At 33.6% G+C, this 15,902-nt stretch carries 14 protein-coding genes and 1 other annotated feature; of the genes, 11 read left to right on the top strand and 3 right to left on the bottom strand.

Going from position 1 to position 15,902, the window contains the following annotated elements:
- Positions 1-145 precede the first annotated feature (145 nt).
- From BM153_RS12045 to BM153_RS12015, 8 genes are all read left to right on the top strand, one after another.
- Complete coding sequence (locus tag BM153_RS12045; RefSeq protein WP_092874346.1) at positions 146-1,660, top strand: Y-family DNA polymerase; 1,515 nt, start codon at positions 146-148, stop codon at positions 1,658-1,660.
- Between the two features lie 31 nt (positions 1,661-1,691).
- Positions 1,692-2,183 (top strand): YolD-like family protein, encoded by a 492-nt coding sequence (locus BM153_RS12040; protein WP_242949148.1) that lies wholly within the window; start codon positions 1,692-1,694, stop codon positions 2,181-2,183.
- An 83-nt stretch (positions 2,184-2,266) separates the two neighbouring features.
- Positions 2,267-3,586, top strand: coding sequence for an aspartate kinase (locus tag BM153_RS12035; RefSeq protein ID WP_092874343.1), 1,320 nt, complete (start codon positions 2,267-2,269; stop codon positions 3,584-3,586).
- A 29-nt stretch (positions 3,587-3,615) separates the two neighbouring features.
- Positions 3,616-4,581, top strand: a complete 966-nt coding sequence (locus BM153_RS12030) for a tetratricopeptide repeat protein (protein WP_092874339.1) — start codon at positions 3,616-3,618, stop codon at positions 4,579-4,581.
- Positions 4,582-4,607: 26 nt separating this feature from the next.
- Positions 4,608-5,888 carry a GTPase HflX gene (hflX, locus tag BM153_RS12025; RefSeq protein WP_092874336.1) on the top strand — a complete coding sequence of 427 codons (1,281 nt, stop codon included), beginning with the start codon at positions 4,608-4,610 and terminating at the stop codon, positions 5,886-5,888.
- 63 nt (positions 5,889-5,951) lie between these two features.
- Positions 5,952-6,169, top strand: a binding site (T-box leader).
- Between the two features lie 65 nt (positions 6,170-6,234).
- The gene (locus tag BM153_RS12020) at positions 6,235-8,874 is read left to right on the top strand and encodes a valine--tRNA ligase (protein ID WP_092874333.1); all 2,640 of its coding nucleotides are present in this window, start codon (positions 6,235-6,237) and stop codon (positions 8,872-8,874) included.
- Between the two features lie 12 nt (positions 8,875-8,886).
- A complete protein-coding gene (locus BM153_RS13775) occupies positions 8,887-9,042 on the top strand; it encodes a hypothetical protein (RefSeq protein WP_177205679.1) in 156 nt (51 codons plus the stop codon).
- Positions 9,043-9,057: 15 nt separating this feature from the next.
- On the top strand, positions 9,058-10,488 hold the full coding sequence (locus BM153_RS12015) for a tetratricopeptide repeat protein (protein WP_092874330.1): 1,431 nt from the start codon (positions 9,058-9,060) through the stop codon (positions 10,486-10,488).
- Between the two features lie 80 nt (positions 10,489-10,568).
- Here BM153_RS12015 and BM153_RS12010 read toward each other — a convergent pair whose 3' ends face one another.
- A complete protein-coding gene (locus BM153_RS12010; RefSeq protein ID WP_092874327.1) occupies positions 10,569-11,219 on the bottom strand; it encodes a hypothetical protein in 651 nt (216 codons plus the stop codon).
- 19 nt (positions 11,220-11,238) lie between these two features.
- The gene (locus BM153_RS12005) at positions 11,239-11,490 is read right to left on the bottom strand and encodes a hypothetical protein (RefSeq protein ID WP_092874324.1); all 252 of its coding nucleotides are present in this window, start codon (positions 11,488-11,490) and stop codon (positions 11,239-11,241) included.
- A gap of 464 nt (positions 11,491-11,954) precedes the next feature.
- Between BM153_RS12005 and neuB the strand changes: the two genes are divergently transcribed.
- The 3 genes from neuB (at position 11,955) to BM153_RS11990 (ending at position 14,650) form a co-directional block, all read left to right on the top strand.
- A complete protein-coding gene (gene neuB / locus BM153_RS12000) occupies positions 11,955-12,959 on the top strand; it encodes an N-acetylneuraminate synthase (RefSeq protein WP_092874321.1) in 1,005 nt (334 codons plus the stop codon).
- 21 nt (positions 12,960-12,980) lie between these two features.
- Positions 12,981-13,964: an SDR family NAD(P)-dependent oxidoreductase gene (locus BM153_RS11995; protein ID WP_092874318.1), complete on the top strand. Its 984-nt coding sequence runs from the start codon at positions 12,981-12,983 to the stop codon at positions 13,962-13,964.
- A gap of 164 nt (positions 13,965-14,128) precedes the next feature.
- A complete protein-coding gene (locus tag BM153_RS11990) occupies positions 14,129-14,650 on the top strand; it encodes a CarD family transcriptional regulator (RefSeq protein WP_092874315.1) in 522 nt (173 codons plus the stop codon).
- A 52-nt stretch (positions 14,651-14,702) separates the two neighbouring features.
- Here BM153_RS11990 and BM153_RS11985 read toward each other — a convergent pair whose 3' ends face one another.
- On the bottom strand, positions 14,703-15,551 hold the full coding sequence (locus tag BM153_RS11985; RefSeq protein WP_092874312.1) for a sirohydrochlorin cobaltochelatase: 849 nt from the start codon (positions 15,549-15,551) through the stop codon (positions 14,703-14,705).
- Positions 15,552-15,902: the final 351 nt, after the last annotated feature.

The raw sequence follows: 15,902 nt of genomic DNA, 5'->3' as shown, positions 1-15,902 counted from the left end.
AATGTAAGAAACAAAACATAATATTTGATTTAATTATACTAATTAATATATTGCAAACAATAATCAGATAATTACATTAGTTCAATATCATACAAAATGAACAAAATGTCCGCTTTACATATTTAAATTAATAAGGAGCAAAAAGATGAATAGCGATTTAAATAGACAGTATATATGTATAGATTTAAAGTCTTTTTATGCCTCAGTGGAGTGTCGGGAGAGAGGTTTAGATCCCATGACCACAAATCTGGTGGTGGCAGATAAATCAAGAACTGAAAAAACAATTTGTCTTGCAGTATCTCCTTCTTTAAAAAAATATAAAATTCCGGGAAGAGCCAGATTATATCAGGTTGTTCAAAGGGTTAAAGAAATAAACATAGAAAGAAAAAGACAGTTAAAGGGAGAAAATTTCAGGGATTCTTCCTATGATTCCAATGAATTAAATAGGGATAATACATTAGAGCTTTCCTATATTACAGCACCTCCAAGAATGGCCTTGTATATGAAATACAGTACAGATATATATAAAATTTATTTAAAATATGCTTCTGCTGAGGATATTCATGTTTATTCCATTGACGAGGTTTTTATTGATGTTACTGCATATCTTGGTACATATGGCTTAGAAGCAGGAGAACTTCTAAAAAACATTATTAAGGATGTATATGAAACCACGGGAATAACTGCAACAGCTGGTATAGGAAGTAATATGTATCTTGCTAAAATAGCAATGGATATTGTAGCAAAACATATGCCACAAGATGAAAACGGAGTGAGAATTGCCCAATTAGATGAAATGTCCTACAGAAGGAAACTTTGGACTCACAGGCCTATTACAGACTTTTGGAGAGTGGGAAGAGGCTATGGCAAAAAACTTGAAAAGCAGGGGATTTATACTATGGGAGATGTTGCCAGAACCTCTCTTGAAAATGAAGAATTATTATATAAACTATTTGGAGTAAATGCAGAACTTTTAATTGACCATGCATGGGGGTATGAACCCTCCACCATAAAAGAAATCAAGTCCTACAGACCAAAGAATAACAGCTGTGGTTCAGGTCAGGTTTTACAAGAACCCTATGATTTTGAAAAAGGAAGGCTGATTGTAAGGGAAATGACAGATCTTCTTGTTTTGGATCTGGTAGAAAAAAAGCTGCTTACAAATCAGTTGGTATTAACGGTGGGCTATGATATAGAAAACCTTACCGATCCGGAAATAAGAAAAAAATATAAGGGTGAGATTACCATAGACGGATATGGAAGAAAAGTTCCAAAGCATGCTCATGGCACAGCCAATCTTGAAAAATATTCCTCTTCCACAAAGCTTATAATAGAGGCTGTTATGAAGCTTTATAATGAAATTGTAGACAAAAATCTTACTATTAGAAGAGTTAATATTGTGGCAAATCATGTGGAGTATGAGGACAATATTAAAGAGGAAGTTCGCTATGAGCAGATGGACTTTTTTACGGATTATGAGGCCTTAGAAAAGAAAAAAGAAGAGGAAAAGAAGTTTTTAGAAAGAGAGAAAAAAGCTCAAAGAGCAGTTATAGAAATTAAAAATAAATTTGGGAAAAATGCGATTTTAAAAGGAACAAATTATCTTGAAGGTGCAAAGACCATTGAAAGAAACAATCAAATCGGTGGTCATAAAGCCTGATAAATAAAAGATTGAGGGATAGATAATTATTATGAATAAAAAAGAAGAAGAATTTACCTGGCATTATTCAAAAGGGGCTACTTTAGATGAGTTAAAAAAGGCTGAAATTCAGGCCCAAAAAGAATATGGAGATATTATTAATCTGCCTCATCATGTATCGAAAAATCATCCTCAAATGTCTATAAAGGACAGAGCTGCCCAGTTTTCGCCTTTTGCAGCCCTTACCGGTTATGAAGAAGCGGTAAAAGAGGTAAAACGCCTTACTCATGAGAAAATTCAAATCGATGAGGAAGTGGAAAGAAAAATAAATAACAGGCTTAACTGTATTTATGAAAGAATAAACGAGCATCCTCTCGTTTCAATTACTTATTTTAAAAAGGATGACAAAAAAGAGGGAGGGGATTACTTAACTATCAGGGGAAGAGTTGAAAAAATAAAGACTTATGAAAGAAAAATAATATTTGAGGATGAAATTATTTCCTTTGATAATATATATGATATTGATATTATTACAGATAGATAATTTATAAAAATGCGTTATAATAAACTTACCCATAAGTCACTTTGCCGGGAAAATAAATGGAAATGAAGATATGAGGAAGAAAAATGGATATAATAGTATGTAAATTTGGAGGGACATCCTTAGCAGATGCTAAGCAATTTAAGAAAATAAAAGCAATAATTAAGGAAAATCCAGCAAGAAAATTTGTAGTTGCTTCAGCTCCGGGAAAAAGATTTGCTAAGGACATAAAGGTTACGGATTTATTTTTGTCCTGTTATGAAAAAGCTGTATCAGATACTGATTTTGAAGAAAATCTTAAAAGAGCAAGAGAGCGTTTTGAAGATATAATAAGAGATTTAGAGTTGGAATTTAATCTGGATAAAGAGTTTGATAAATTAAGAAATCATTTGACCAATTGTCCGGATAAGGAATATATGGCAAGTCGCGGAGAATATTTAAATTCAATGATTCTTGCTTCTTATCTTGGTTTTACATTTGTAGATCCTGAGTGGTGTGTCTGCTTTAATGAAGATGGCACTTTAAATGAGGCTATTACTAAAAGAACCATGTCGGCAGCTCTTCACCCTCTTTCAAATGCCGTAATTGCGGGATTTTACGGGGCTGACATAAACGGGAAAATCAGAACCTTTTCAAGAGGCGGTTCGGATATTACAGGAAGCCTTGTGGCATGTGCCGCTGCCGCTGACCTTTATGAAAACTGGACAGATGTTTCTGGTCTTTTGGCAGCAGACCCTTCCATTGTAGAATCCCCTAAATCCGTGGAATTTTTAAGTTATAGAGAACTTCGTACCTTGTCTTATATGGGAGCAAGGGTTTTACATACAGATGCCATACTTCCGGCAGCACAAAGAGGAATACCTATAAATATCAGAAATACTAACCGTCCTAATGACAATGGAACAATGATTGTCAGAAAACTTCCAAAGGGAGAAAAAAGGTATCCGGTAACAGGAGTGGCAGGAAGAAAGGGTATGTCGGTTATTCAGGTAGAAAAGGTTATGGTTAGTGATGGTTCAGGTTTTAGTGCCATAATGCTTGATATATTAAAAGACAGAAATCTTTCCTTTGAACAGTGTCTGACGGGAATAGATTCCATCACCCTGGTAATAAGGGCAGATTTGTTAAATCCTTGTAAAGAGGAACTGTTAAAGGAAATTGAAGACACCTTAAACCCTGATTATATCGGACTTAAGGAAAATATTTCCATGATTGCCATAGTTGGAGAAAAGGGGACAGAATCCAGTGATGCCAATGTGAAGGTGTTAGAGGCGATTGCAGATAAGAAAATTGAAATAAGCACCATAAATCAGGGAGCCGGTAAGTTAAACCTCTTAGTGGGAGTACCAGATGAAAGATATGAGGAGGCTATAAGGGCTATTTATTCTGCAATAGAAGAAAACTAATAAGAAATATTGTTTGAAAGGGAAGAATAATGAGAAATAAATTTATTATATTATGTATAGCAATAATTATGGCATTTGGAATAAACGGATGTAGCAAAAATGAATCAAATTTTCAAAAGGCTGAAACTTTCCTTGAAAATGGGGATTACAACAATGCCATAGATTATTATGAAAGGGCAATTTCACAAAAAAACAACCTTGAAAGTGCATATAGAGGGGAAGGAATAGCATATTTTAAACTTGGAAAATACGAAAATGCATCCAGAGCCTTTAAGGAGGCATTATCAAATGTCAAAGCAGACCTTAAAATAGACAATGAGGGACTGGATATTTGCTACTATTATGTAAAATCACTTCTCATGGAACAAAAATATGATGAAGCTCTAAAAAAATGTGAGGACATTATACAATATGATGATGAAAATGCAGAAAGTTATTATTTAAGAGGATGTGCTTACATTAATAAGGCAGATAAAGAAAAAGCCGAAGCAGATTTTGAAAAGGCTTTATCCTTAGATGGCAGTTTCAGTCGTAATATAGATATTTTTATTGCCCTTAAAGATGTGGATGGTGAAAAAGCCGATATTTACGCAAAAAAAGCAAAGAGTTTAATTTCTAAAGCAGAGGATATTTCAACAGATGATAAAATTTTGATAGCAAAGTTTTATTATTCATTAAATGACTTTGACGAAGCTTTTAAATATATTGATTCCTGCGTAAAAGAGACAGAAAGTGGAGAAATCTATAATTTATTAGGTCTATGCTATATGAAACAGGAAAAATACACAGATGGGGCAAAAGCCTTTGAAAAAGGGGTTTCTTTAAATAAAGATAATGTGGATACTCTTTTAAGAAATCAAATTGTTGCTTTGGAAAAGGCACAGGACTTTACTGGTGCTCTTGAAATTGTAGAAAAATATCTAGAAAGTGACGAAGAAAATCAGGAGCTTATAAAAGAAAAGGAATTTTTAACTAACATTATTGCTAATAAATAAGAAATAATCCCAAAATCAGGAGAAATATGGAAGATTTAAATAAAAATAATAAAACTGAAGAAAAGAAAGAAAAGTTTGTTTTGTTTGCCATAAGCTATGGAGATGAAGAGGCAGCGAATAAATCTTTAGATGAACTTGCTCTTTTGATTGATACTGCCGGAGCTACAGAAAAAGACAGACTCATTCAAAACCGGGACATTCCGGAATATACTACCTATTTTGGAAAGGGCAAGATAGATGAATTAAAAATGCTTCTTTGGGATAATGAATGTGATGGAATAGTTTGCGATGACGAATTATCTCCAGTACAGGCTAAAAACTTAGAAGAAGCGCTGGACACCAAGGTTTTGGACAGAACCCAGATTATTCTGGATATTTTTGCAAAACATGCATCTACCAGTGAAGGAAAGCTGCAGGTAGAGCTGGCTATGCTTAAATACAGGCTTTCAAGGCTTACGGGAGCAGGAAAGTCCATGTCAAGGCTTGGAGGAGGAATAGGAACAAGAGGCCCTGGAGAAAAAAAGTTGGAAACAGACAGACGACTTATTAATAAAAGAGTTGCAAGACTTAGGAAAGAGCTGATGTCTCTTCAGGCTCACAGGGATGTTACAAGAGTTAAAAGAATAAGAAATAATATTCCTACAATAGCCATAGTAGGTTACACAAATGCCGGAAAATCAACTCTGATTAACAAACTGACAAACTCAGATATATTGGCAAAGGACAAGCTTTTTGCCACTTTAGATCCCACTACCAGAAATTTAAAGCTTCATTCGGGACAGGAGGTCATAATAACAGATACGGTGGGTTTTATTAATAAATTACCCCATAATCTTATAGATGCCTTTAGAAGTACCTTAGAAGAGGCAAAATATGCAGATATTATTTTTCATGTGGTGGATGCTTCCAGTAAAGATAGAGAATTACAGATGCAGGTAGTTTATAATACTCTTGAAGTGTTAGGTATAATGAATAAAACCGTTATTACCCTCTTTAATAAATGCGATAAATTTGATGATTATAGCGAATTAAGGGATACTAAAGCCTCTAAAAGTCTTATTATTTCTGCAAAAGAGGATATTGGCATTGAAAATGTCAAGATGGTTTTAGAAGATATATTGCGAAAAGAAAAGATTTTTCTTGAAAGACTGATTCCCTATAAAGAGGCTTCAAATCTTTCCATTATCAGGTCAAAAGGTGAAATAATCCAAGAAGATTACAGAAATGACGGCATTTATATCAAAGCCTATGTTCCAAAAGAAATATATGGAAGATGTGCCGGTTTGATAGACAAAGAAAGTCTTTAAAATATTCTTAATTAGCTTGTTTTTAAATTAAAAATTTGCTAAAATGTGCATTAACGTGAACATTAAAAGGTTAAGATAAAGAGGAGTATCTTATAAACCGCCCTACAGAGAGTCAGGATGGCTGAGAACCTGACAGGTATGAATAAGAGAAGGTAGCTTTTGAACCGACATTTTGAAAAATCAGTAAAAATGTACGTAGTCCTGCGTTAAAGGAATAGAGATTATATCATGGAAATTTATGATATAAATAAAGGTGGTACCGCGGAAAATTCGCCCTTTGCTTTATGCAAGGGGTTTTTTTACTTTATAAAAGAAAAAAGTTTAGTGGCAATAGAAAGGAAGAAAAATGGCTAAAGAATTAGAAAAAACCTATGATCCTAAAGCAATAGAGGATCGTTTATACGAAACCTGGGAAAAAAACAAATATTTTCACGCAGAGGTTGATAGAAGTAAAAAACCTTTCACAATCGTTATGCCTCCTCCAAACATTACAGGCCAGCTTCACATGGGACATGCCCTTGATAATACCTTACAGGATATTTTAATAAGATATAAAAGAATGCAGGGTTACAATGCTCTTTGGCAGCCAGGAACAGACCATGCAAGTATTGCAACAGAGGTTAAAATTACAAAGGCTTTAAAAGACCAGGGTATTGATAAAAATGAATTAGGAAGAGAAAAATTCTTAGAAAGAGCCTGGGAATGGAAAAAGGAATATGGTGGAAGAATAGTAAGCCAGCTTAAAAAACTTGGCTCATCTGCAGATTGGGACAGAGAACGTTTTACCATGGACGAGGGATGCTCAAAGGCAGTTACAGAGGTTTTTGTTAATTTTTATGAGCAGGGATATATTTATAAAGGTTCCAGAATTATTAACTGGTGTCCTGTTTGTCAAACTTCTATTTCGGATGCGGAGGTTGAGCATGAAAACCAGCATGGACATTTCTGGCATATCAATTATCCAATAGAAGGAAGTGACAAATGCATTGAGATAGCTACTACAAGACCGGAAACTCTCCTTGGAGATACAGCAGTAGCAGTTCATCCTGATGATGAAAGATATAAAGACCTTGTAGGAAAAATGGTTATTTTACCTTTAGTTGGCAGAAAAATTCCTATTATTGCAGATTCTTATGTAGATATGGAATTTGGAACAGGTGCAGTTAAAATTACTCCTGCTCACGACCCGAATGATTTTGAGGTAGGAGTTAGACATGACCTTCCAATTATCAATGTAATGAATGATGATGCTACCATAAATGAAAATGGTGGAAAATACCAGGGAATGGACCGTTATGAGGCAAGAAAAGCCATGGTTAAAGATCTTGAAGAGCTGGGACTTTTAATAAAAGTAGAAGACCATGAGCATAATGTAGGAATTCATGACAGATGTTCCACAACAGTAGAGCCAATGGTTAAGCAGCAATGGTTTGTAAAAATGGAAGAACTGGCAAAACCTGCCATTAATGCTTTAAAAACAGGAGAATTAAAATTTGTTCCGGAAAACTTTGATAAAACCTACCTTCACTGGTTAGAAGGAATCAGAGATTGGTGTATTTCAAGACAGCTTTGGTGGGGACACAGAATTCCGGCTTATTATTGTAAAGACTGTGGAGAAATAATTGTTTCAAAAGAAGCTCCTAATAAGTGTCCAAAATGTGGCAGCAGTAATCTTTACCAGGATGAGGATACTCTTGATACCTGGTTTTCATCAGCTCTATGGCCGTTTTCAACATTAGGATGGCCGGAAAATACAGAAGATTATGACTATTTCTATCCAACAGATGTATTAGTAACAGGATATGATATTATTTTCTTCTGGGTAATAAGAATGGTATTTTCAGGATATGCTCACACTAAAAAAGCTCCTTTTAATACAGTACTCATTCATGGTCTTGTAAGAGATGACCAGGGAAGAAAAATGAGTAAATCCCTGGGAAATGGTATAGATCCATTGGAAGTAATTGATAAATATGGTGCAGATGCTCTTAGACTTACCCTTGTTACAGGAAATGCTCCGGGAAATGACATGCGTTTTTACTGGAAGCAGGTTGAAGCCAGCAGAAACTTCGCCAACAAGGTTTGGAATGCATCAAGATTTATTATGATGAATCTTCCTGAAGGAAAAATAGATGAGCCAAAAGAATTAAAATTAGAGGATAAATGGATTCTTTCAAGATTAAACACTGTTACAAAAGAAGTAACAGAAAATATGGACAAATTTGAACTTGGAATTGCAGTTTCAAAGGTTTATGATTTTATATGGGAAGAATATTGTGACTGGTATATTGAAGCTGTTAAATACAGACTTTATCATAAGGATGAGGATGAAGAATCAGCAATGGCAGCTTTATGGACTCTTAAAAAAGTTCTTATTGAGGCATTAAAATTATTACATCCTTATATGCCGTTTATTACAGAGGAAATTTTTTGTACAATTCAGGATGAAGAAAAATCCATAATGATTTCTAAATGGCCTGAATTTGAAGAAAAATTTGACTTCAAAGAAGAAGAAAAAGGCTTTGAGGAAATCAAAGAGGCTGTAAAAGGTGTTAGAAATATCAGAACCCAAATGAATGTACCACCGAGTAAAAAAGCCAAAGTTTATATTGTTTCTTCAGATGAAAAGATAAGAAATGTATTTGAAAATGCTAAATTCAGCTATATGGGACTTATTATGTCAAATGAAATTATTATTCAAGATAGCAAAGAGGGCATTGCGGATAATGCGGTTTCAGTAGTAATTCCAAATGCGGTTATTTATATGCCATTTGAAGAACTTGTAGATATTGAAAAAGAAATTGAAAGATTAAAGAAAGAAGAAGAACGATTAAATAAAGAAATCAAGCGTTCAAACGGTATGCTTTCCAATGAGAAATTCGTAACCAAAGCAGCACCTGCAAAGGTTGAAGAGGAAAGAGAAAAGCTTGCAAAATATGAAAAGATGTTGGAACAGGTTAAAGAAAGACTTTCACAGCTACAATAGGAAGGAGAAAAAATGCTTGACTTTGAAGAGGAATTAAAAAAATTTCATCCTAATAAAGAAGTTGAAGATGTTGAAAAAATCATTTACGAAAGAGATTTAACAGATGTTTCGGATATTGTGAAATCAATGTTAGATGAGCTTAGATATGGACAGGATAATTCCAGGTAAAGGCAGGGAAGAATTATGAAATGCTATAATTGCGGAATTGACACAGGTTTTGAAACAATTTGTCCAAATTGTGGCATGAACCTGATAATTAATAAAAAAATAGCCGCTTTTTCAAATTATTGGTACAATGACGGCCTTGAAAGGGCTAAAGTCAGGGATTTAAGCGGGGCTATGGAAAGCCTGAAAAAAAGTTTAAAGATAAACAAGGAAAATATAGATGCCAGAAATCTTTTAGGGCTTATATATTTAGAAATCGGAGAGACGGTAGAGGCACTTACAGAGTGGGTGATAAGCAAAAATCTACAGCCTGAGGATAACCTGGCCGGAAGCTATCTCGAATCCGTACAGCAAAATGCAGGTCGTTTAGAAACCATAAATACAACCATAAAAAAATACAATCAGGCTATTAAATACTGTAATGAAAAAAATGATGACCTTGCCATAATCAACCTAAAAAAGGTACTTACCATTAATGAGCATCTTGTTAAGGCATATCAGCTTTTGGGACTTGTTTATATTAAACAGGAAAACTATAAAAAGGCAGAAAAGTATCTTAAAAAGGCTTTGAATATTAATAAAACCGACAGCAGGACTCTTAGATATTTAAAAGAGGCATCTTCTAAGGTTGAAGCCGTTAAAAAGATTAAGAAAAAAAGTGAAAATCCGGAAGTTAAGGTAAAAAAAGAAAAGAACAGAACTGTTTATACTACCGGAAATGACACCATAATTCAGCCTATTGCCGTAAAGGAAAGAACCGGACTTTCCAGTGTTGTAAATATTATGATAGGAGTAATATTAGGAACATTGGTAGTGGGATTTTTGGTGATTCCTGCTATAAACCAGTCAGCAAAAAATGATACTGCAAATTCCGTTACCAAGGTTAATGAGCAGCTTGCAGACAAGGAAGCACAGATAAATGACTTGAACAAGCAGATTGAAGAGTCAAATAAGAAGATTGAGGAATTGCAAAAAAATGTGGAAACCTCCGCAGATACCTCTAATACCTACACGAATCTGCTTACTGCACTTAATTACTATAATGCAAAAGACTTTGAAAATGCAGCCAATAGTATTACCTCGGTAAATACAGAGCTTTTAAGTACTGAGGCAAAGGCTATGTATGATTCACTTTTGGCACAGGTAAATGATGAAGTGGTGAAAATATATTACACCCAGGCATCCAATTATTTTAAAGGTGGAGATTATGCCAATGCCATTAATTTCTATCAAAAGGTGGTAGGGATTAACGAAGGTTATGATAGCGGAATGGCATTATTCAACCTGGCAAGAAGCTTTGAATTATCAGGCGATACGGAAAATGCCAAAACTTATTATAACAAGGTAATAGAATCCTTTGGAAAATACAAAATAGGTGGTCTTTCTCAAAAATATTTAGAGGCTATAAATGCTGCAAATCCAGATAATACTGAAGCAAATGTACAATAGAAATCCTAAATATAAAATGAAAAACAGGTCAGTGATTTCTGACCTGTTTTTGTATGTAAGATTTGATGCAAAATTAATTGCTACACAGCAATCATTGACTCATACCATTTTGAAGTTTTTTTGCCAGCAATTGTTCTCCATTTATGTAAATAATTCATAGCAATTGTGGAATTATAGTTATAGATTTTATATTGAATGGTGCAGCCTGCATATTTACCAGCAATTTGCCCTAAATCTTGAACAGTCATTGCCGTAAGAACCATAACAGGACTCGCAAAGGACCCTAATACAACTGCAATAGCGCTTGCTAATCTTTGAACATTCATAGCTTTTACTTTGCTGATTTTTTGCTTTCCTTGTGAAAATAGAGTCCACCCCTTTGGCCCTTTGGAAGCTGTGACTTGAAATACATTTGTATTTTTAGAAGAAACATTATTAAAATGCATGAAAACTTCACCATCAATTAAAACATCACCAGTCAGTGCATTGTACGTCATAATTTCCTTTTCGTGTGTGTCTTCATTTGTAATGATAATAACTCGATTGTTATTATAATAATTTGACTCAAAGGTATATCTTATGTTATCTATAATTGCAGATTCCACCGTATTATTTAAAGATACTTTTGAATAATTGTATTTTCCCGTATTTTTTGCATTTGTTGTTATTGGACTAAACAACATAGAAACAACAAAAACAAATGTTAATAATATATTGACAACTCTTTTCATGTTCAAACCTCCAAAATCTTTATTGCATGTAATGTATTAACAATAATAAATATCCTATAACTACTACAGCAAATACCAATATTTTGTTTAATTTCCCCCAATAAGCTTCTAAACCTATTACTGCTGGTAAAGTAAAGTTATATACTATTGATACTTTAGCTAAGATATCGAAGCCTCCACCTTGCAGAATGTTTGTGAGAAAAAGTAAAACAAAATCAATTAAAAGATATATCCCTAAGAATATTAGCTGATTTTTTTTGAAAACAAACATTATTTTTCCTCCTTATCGCATCAAATCTTAAAAAATTATATCATTAAAAAAAAAAAAAACAAATATTGAAATATTTGTAATTAACGATAAGTTATCAAATAATTGTGCTCAAAGTCCAACAATGTAAAAGTAATGTCAAAATAATTTATGGAGAAATACTAATAATATGTTATCTTCAAAAAGTATTAATCTGTAAATCAAGATTACCATAGTTTTGAATGAATTAAATATGCAAAAAATGTGATAAATAAACCTTCTATGATTAAAAAAACAACAATTATGTCATAATGAAAAAGGTGTCTAAAATCTTAAAAATAAATAACTTTAGGAATAAGTTATAAAAACAGTCGATATATAGAATTGAAAGATTAATAATTTGTAGATTGACATAGATAACTTATAAAGCTTTTAGGGATTTTTCTAAATACTAAAGCTAAAAAATACGAAAGGGATTGATTGAAGAAATGAGTAAAATAGTTATTATTGCAGATACCGGAGTTAACCATAATGGAGACATGAAACTGGCGAAAAAAATGATTGAAGAAGCGGCAGCAGCAGGGGTAGATTATATTAAATTTCAGACCTTTAAGTCAGAAAAATTAGTTACAAAAAATGCAAAAAAAGCCGTTTACCAGGTTAAAAAAACCGGAAGTGATGAAAGTCAGTTGGAAATGCTTAAAAAACTGGAAATCTCCCAGGAAAATTTTATTGTTCTAAAAGAATATTGCGAGAAAAAGGGAATCGGCTTTTTAAGTTCAGCCTTCGACCTTTCAAGTATTGAATTTCTTGCAACTTTGGATTTGGACTATTGGAAAATACCTTCAGGAGAGGTAACGGATTTTCCTTGTCTTATGGAAATTGGAAAAAAAGGCGGAAGAGTCTTAATGTCAACAGGTATGTGTACAGATGAGGAAGTTGGTAGAGCCATAAAGGTTTTAAACGATTACGGAACCAGTGACATTACATTATTACATTGTAATACCCAGTATCCTACATCTTATGATGAAGTAAATTTAAGCTCCATGGTATCTATGAGAAAACAGTTTTGCCTTGAAACCGGTTTTGCAGACCATACTGATAGCATAGAAATTTCCATGGCAGCAGCAGCTTTAGGTGCGAAGGTTATTGAAAAGCATTTTACTTTGGATAAGTCCATGGAGGGAACAGATCAATCCTTTAGCATAGATCCTTCAGAATTAAAGGCTATGGTAAAGGGAATCAGAAGGATTGAGCGAGCAATAGGCCATGGTGGAAAAGCACCTGCAAAATCCGAGCTTGAAAATATAATAACAGTCAGAAAAAGTATTGTTGCCGCAACTGAAATTAATAAAGGGGATATATTTACAGAGGAAAATATAACCTGTAAGCGTCCCGGAAGCGGTATGTCTCCTATGAAATGGGAAGAAATATTAGGTAAAACAGCTTCCAGAAGTTATAAGGAAGATGAATTAATAAAAGAAGATTTGTAAAAGGAAATATATAGGTTTAGTATGGGTAAAAAAGTATTAGTAACAGGGGCAGATGGCTTTATAGGCAGCCATTTGTGCGAAGAATTAGTAAAGCAGGGCAATGATGTAAGAGCATTTACATTTTATAATGCCTTTACTCCGGGAGGATGGATTTGCAGTTTCAACAAAGAATTAAGAAATTCCATTGATTTATTTGAAGGAGACATCAGAGATGCCGGAGGAGTATTTAAAGCAATGCAAGGAATAGAAGAGGTTTATCATCTTGCATCTTTAATCTCTATTCCCTTTAGTTATCATTCCCCCCATGCCTTTATAGAAACTAATGTAAACGGAACTTTAAATGTAATGCAGGCAGCAAAAAGAGGAAATATTTCTAAAATGATATTTACTTCAACCTCCATGGTATATGGAATAGCAAGATATATTCCGGTGGATGAAGTTCATAAAACAAGTGCATATTCTCCCTTTGTGGCATCAAAGATAGGGGCGGAAGCCCTGGCAGAAAGTTTCTATGAAAGCTATAAATTCCCGGTATCTATTGTTAGACTTTTTAATACATATGGTCCACGACAGAAAAAAGATGCACTTATTCCATCAATTATAAACCAGATGATGGAAGGAAAAGACGAGATTGTGCTGGGAGGACTTACCCATTCAAGGGATTTTTCCTATGTCAAAGATGTTGTAGCAGCATTAATTGCTATTGCAAAGACGGAAAAATCAAATGGAGAGGTAATTAATGTATCTACTGAAAGCGAAATTTCAATAGAAGACCTGGCAAGAATAATAACCGGAAAATTTGGAAGGGATGTACCTTTTATAGTAAATGACAGAAGAAAGCGTTCAAAGAAAATGGATGTATATAAATTGTTAGGTTCAAATGCCAAATTAAAAAAAATGACAGGATGGGAACCTAAATACACTTTAGAAGAAGGGATTACGGAAACCATTGAATGGATAGAAAACAGAATTAATAATCCGATTATTGAAAATCGTTGGCAATAAAATTATACATAACGCACAAAATAGCCCTAGTAAATTAGTCACATATTAATAGGAAAATGCACAAAAATTATTAAATATTCAATATCATAGGTTTTTTGACATTTTTTTGTGCTACAATTAAATTGAAGCTTAGAGGTTTACATTAAAAAAGCTGAGGTGAAGAATTGTTTAAGATTGGAGAATATGTGATTTATGGCACAAAAGGAGTGTGCCGGGTAAAGGATATCGCTATTCTTGATTTTAAAGAGATTAGCGAGGATGGAATATTTTATGTTTTAGAACCAGTCAATATTAAAAATAATCAAATTTATGTACCTGTAAACCAAGATAAAGTTGTATTAAGAAAAATATTATCTAAAAAAGAAGCTTTGAGTATAATCGATTCAGTTCCGGATTTGGAGCAGGTAGAAATTCCTGATGAAAAAAACCGGGAAGTGAAATATAAGGAAGTTATGGAAACCGGCGATTGTAAAAATCTTTTCAGAATGATAAAGACCATGAACGCCAGACAGCAAAAGCGTATGGCAGAAGGTAGAAAGATAACTATTGTAGATGATCGTTATTTAAAAGCTGCCAAGGAAAATCTATATGGAGAATTTTCTATAATATTTCATAAAGATAAAAGTGAAATGGAAAAACTTATCACAGACCGAATTGAAGAAACTAAAGATAGTCATTATCAATAAAAAAAGTCACCTTGTAAAGGTGACTTTTTTAATATGTTATTAAATTAAAATATTATGCATTTAAAGTTTTTTCTTTAGCAGATTCTTCAATCTCATGAGCTTGTTTTTTAAGGTTAAGGATAGCTGTATCCAGATGATCCAGATAAATTGATCTTACTTGAGGATACTCTCCAAGACCCAAAAGCTGACATTCAACTTCATAACCGTTGGCCATAAAGATATTTTTCCAGGAATCATCATCATCACCGGACATGTCATTATTGGCATGATCACCTGCCACAAGCATAAAAGGTGCCAGGCGGACTTTCTTATAATCAGTATCCTTTAAAGATTTAAGAACATTTTCAATGCTCGGATATCCTTCTACTGTAGCCATAAATGCATTTTTGTAGCCCAAATCATTAAAAATGTAATTAATAGCCGGATAAACGCTGTTAGCATGATGAGAAGTTCCATGTCCCATAAATACAATGGCTTCATCTTCTGATAAGTCCTTATGAGCATCCATAAGTGCAAGTATAACTTTCATGCAGTCACCGGTTGTAGTTAAAAGTGGTGAAGCAAATACAATATTAGAAACCTCATCATTGAAGGCTAATACATCTGCTTCCATAATATCATTTTCAACACCATTTAAAATGTGAGTAGGCATTACAATAAGTTCTTCGATGCCGTCTTTTACTATTTCTTTCATAGCTTCTGTAACGGTATTTACATGTATATTGTCTCTTTTAAGTAATTTTTTAATGATGATTTTACTGGTCCATGCCTTATAGATTTTGTAATTTTTGTAGGCATTTTCAATCATGTCTTCAATTTTATCAATTGTTTTTTCTCTTGTTTCGTGAAAGGAAGTACCAAAGCTAACTATAAGTATCGCTTTTTTTGAATCTTGAATCATTTTGTCACGTATAATCCAATTATCAGTTTTGATGATTGGATTTTTTCCTTTCTCCCAGGTTCTACTGGGTAATCTAATCTCTATCTGATATATTTATTAAGGCGCTGTGGATCTGTGTCTATTTTATTACAGCTCTGACTGGTACGAGGTGACTCAGACCACAGCTTTTCGTCTATTACTGTTAATCAGTTTGTTAACGCTCTGACGTTTCTATTTACGTGATTACACAGCCGGATTCTCTGTGGAAGACAACAGCGCCAAATCTTATATCTAAGGAGGTACCATTATGTCCACGTACTTTGTTGGAATAGACATTTCAAAGTACAAACACGACTGCTGTATAATCAATGC

Source organism: Acetitomaculum ruminis DSM 5522 (assembly GCF_900112085.1).
Classification (GTDB): domain Bacteria; phylum Bacillota; class Clostridia; order Lachnospirales; family Lachnospiraceae; genus Acetitomaculum; species Acetitomaculum ruminis.
Note: the sequence above shows the minus strand (reverse complement) of the source record. Positions and strands in the feature narration are given on the sequence as shown.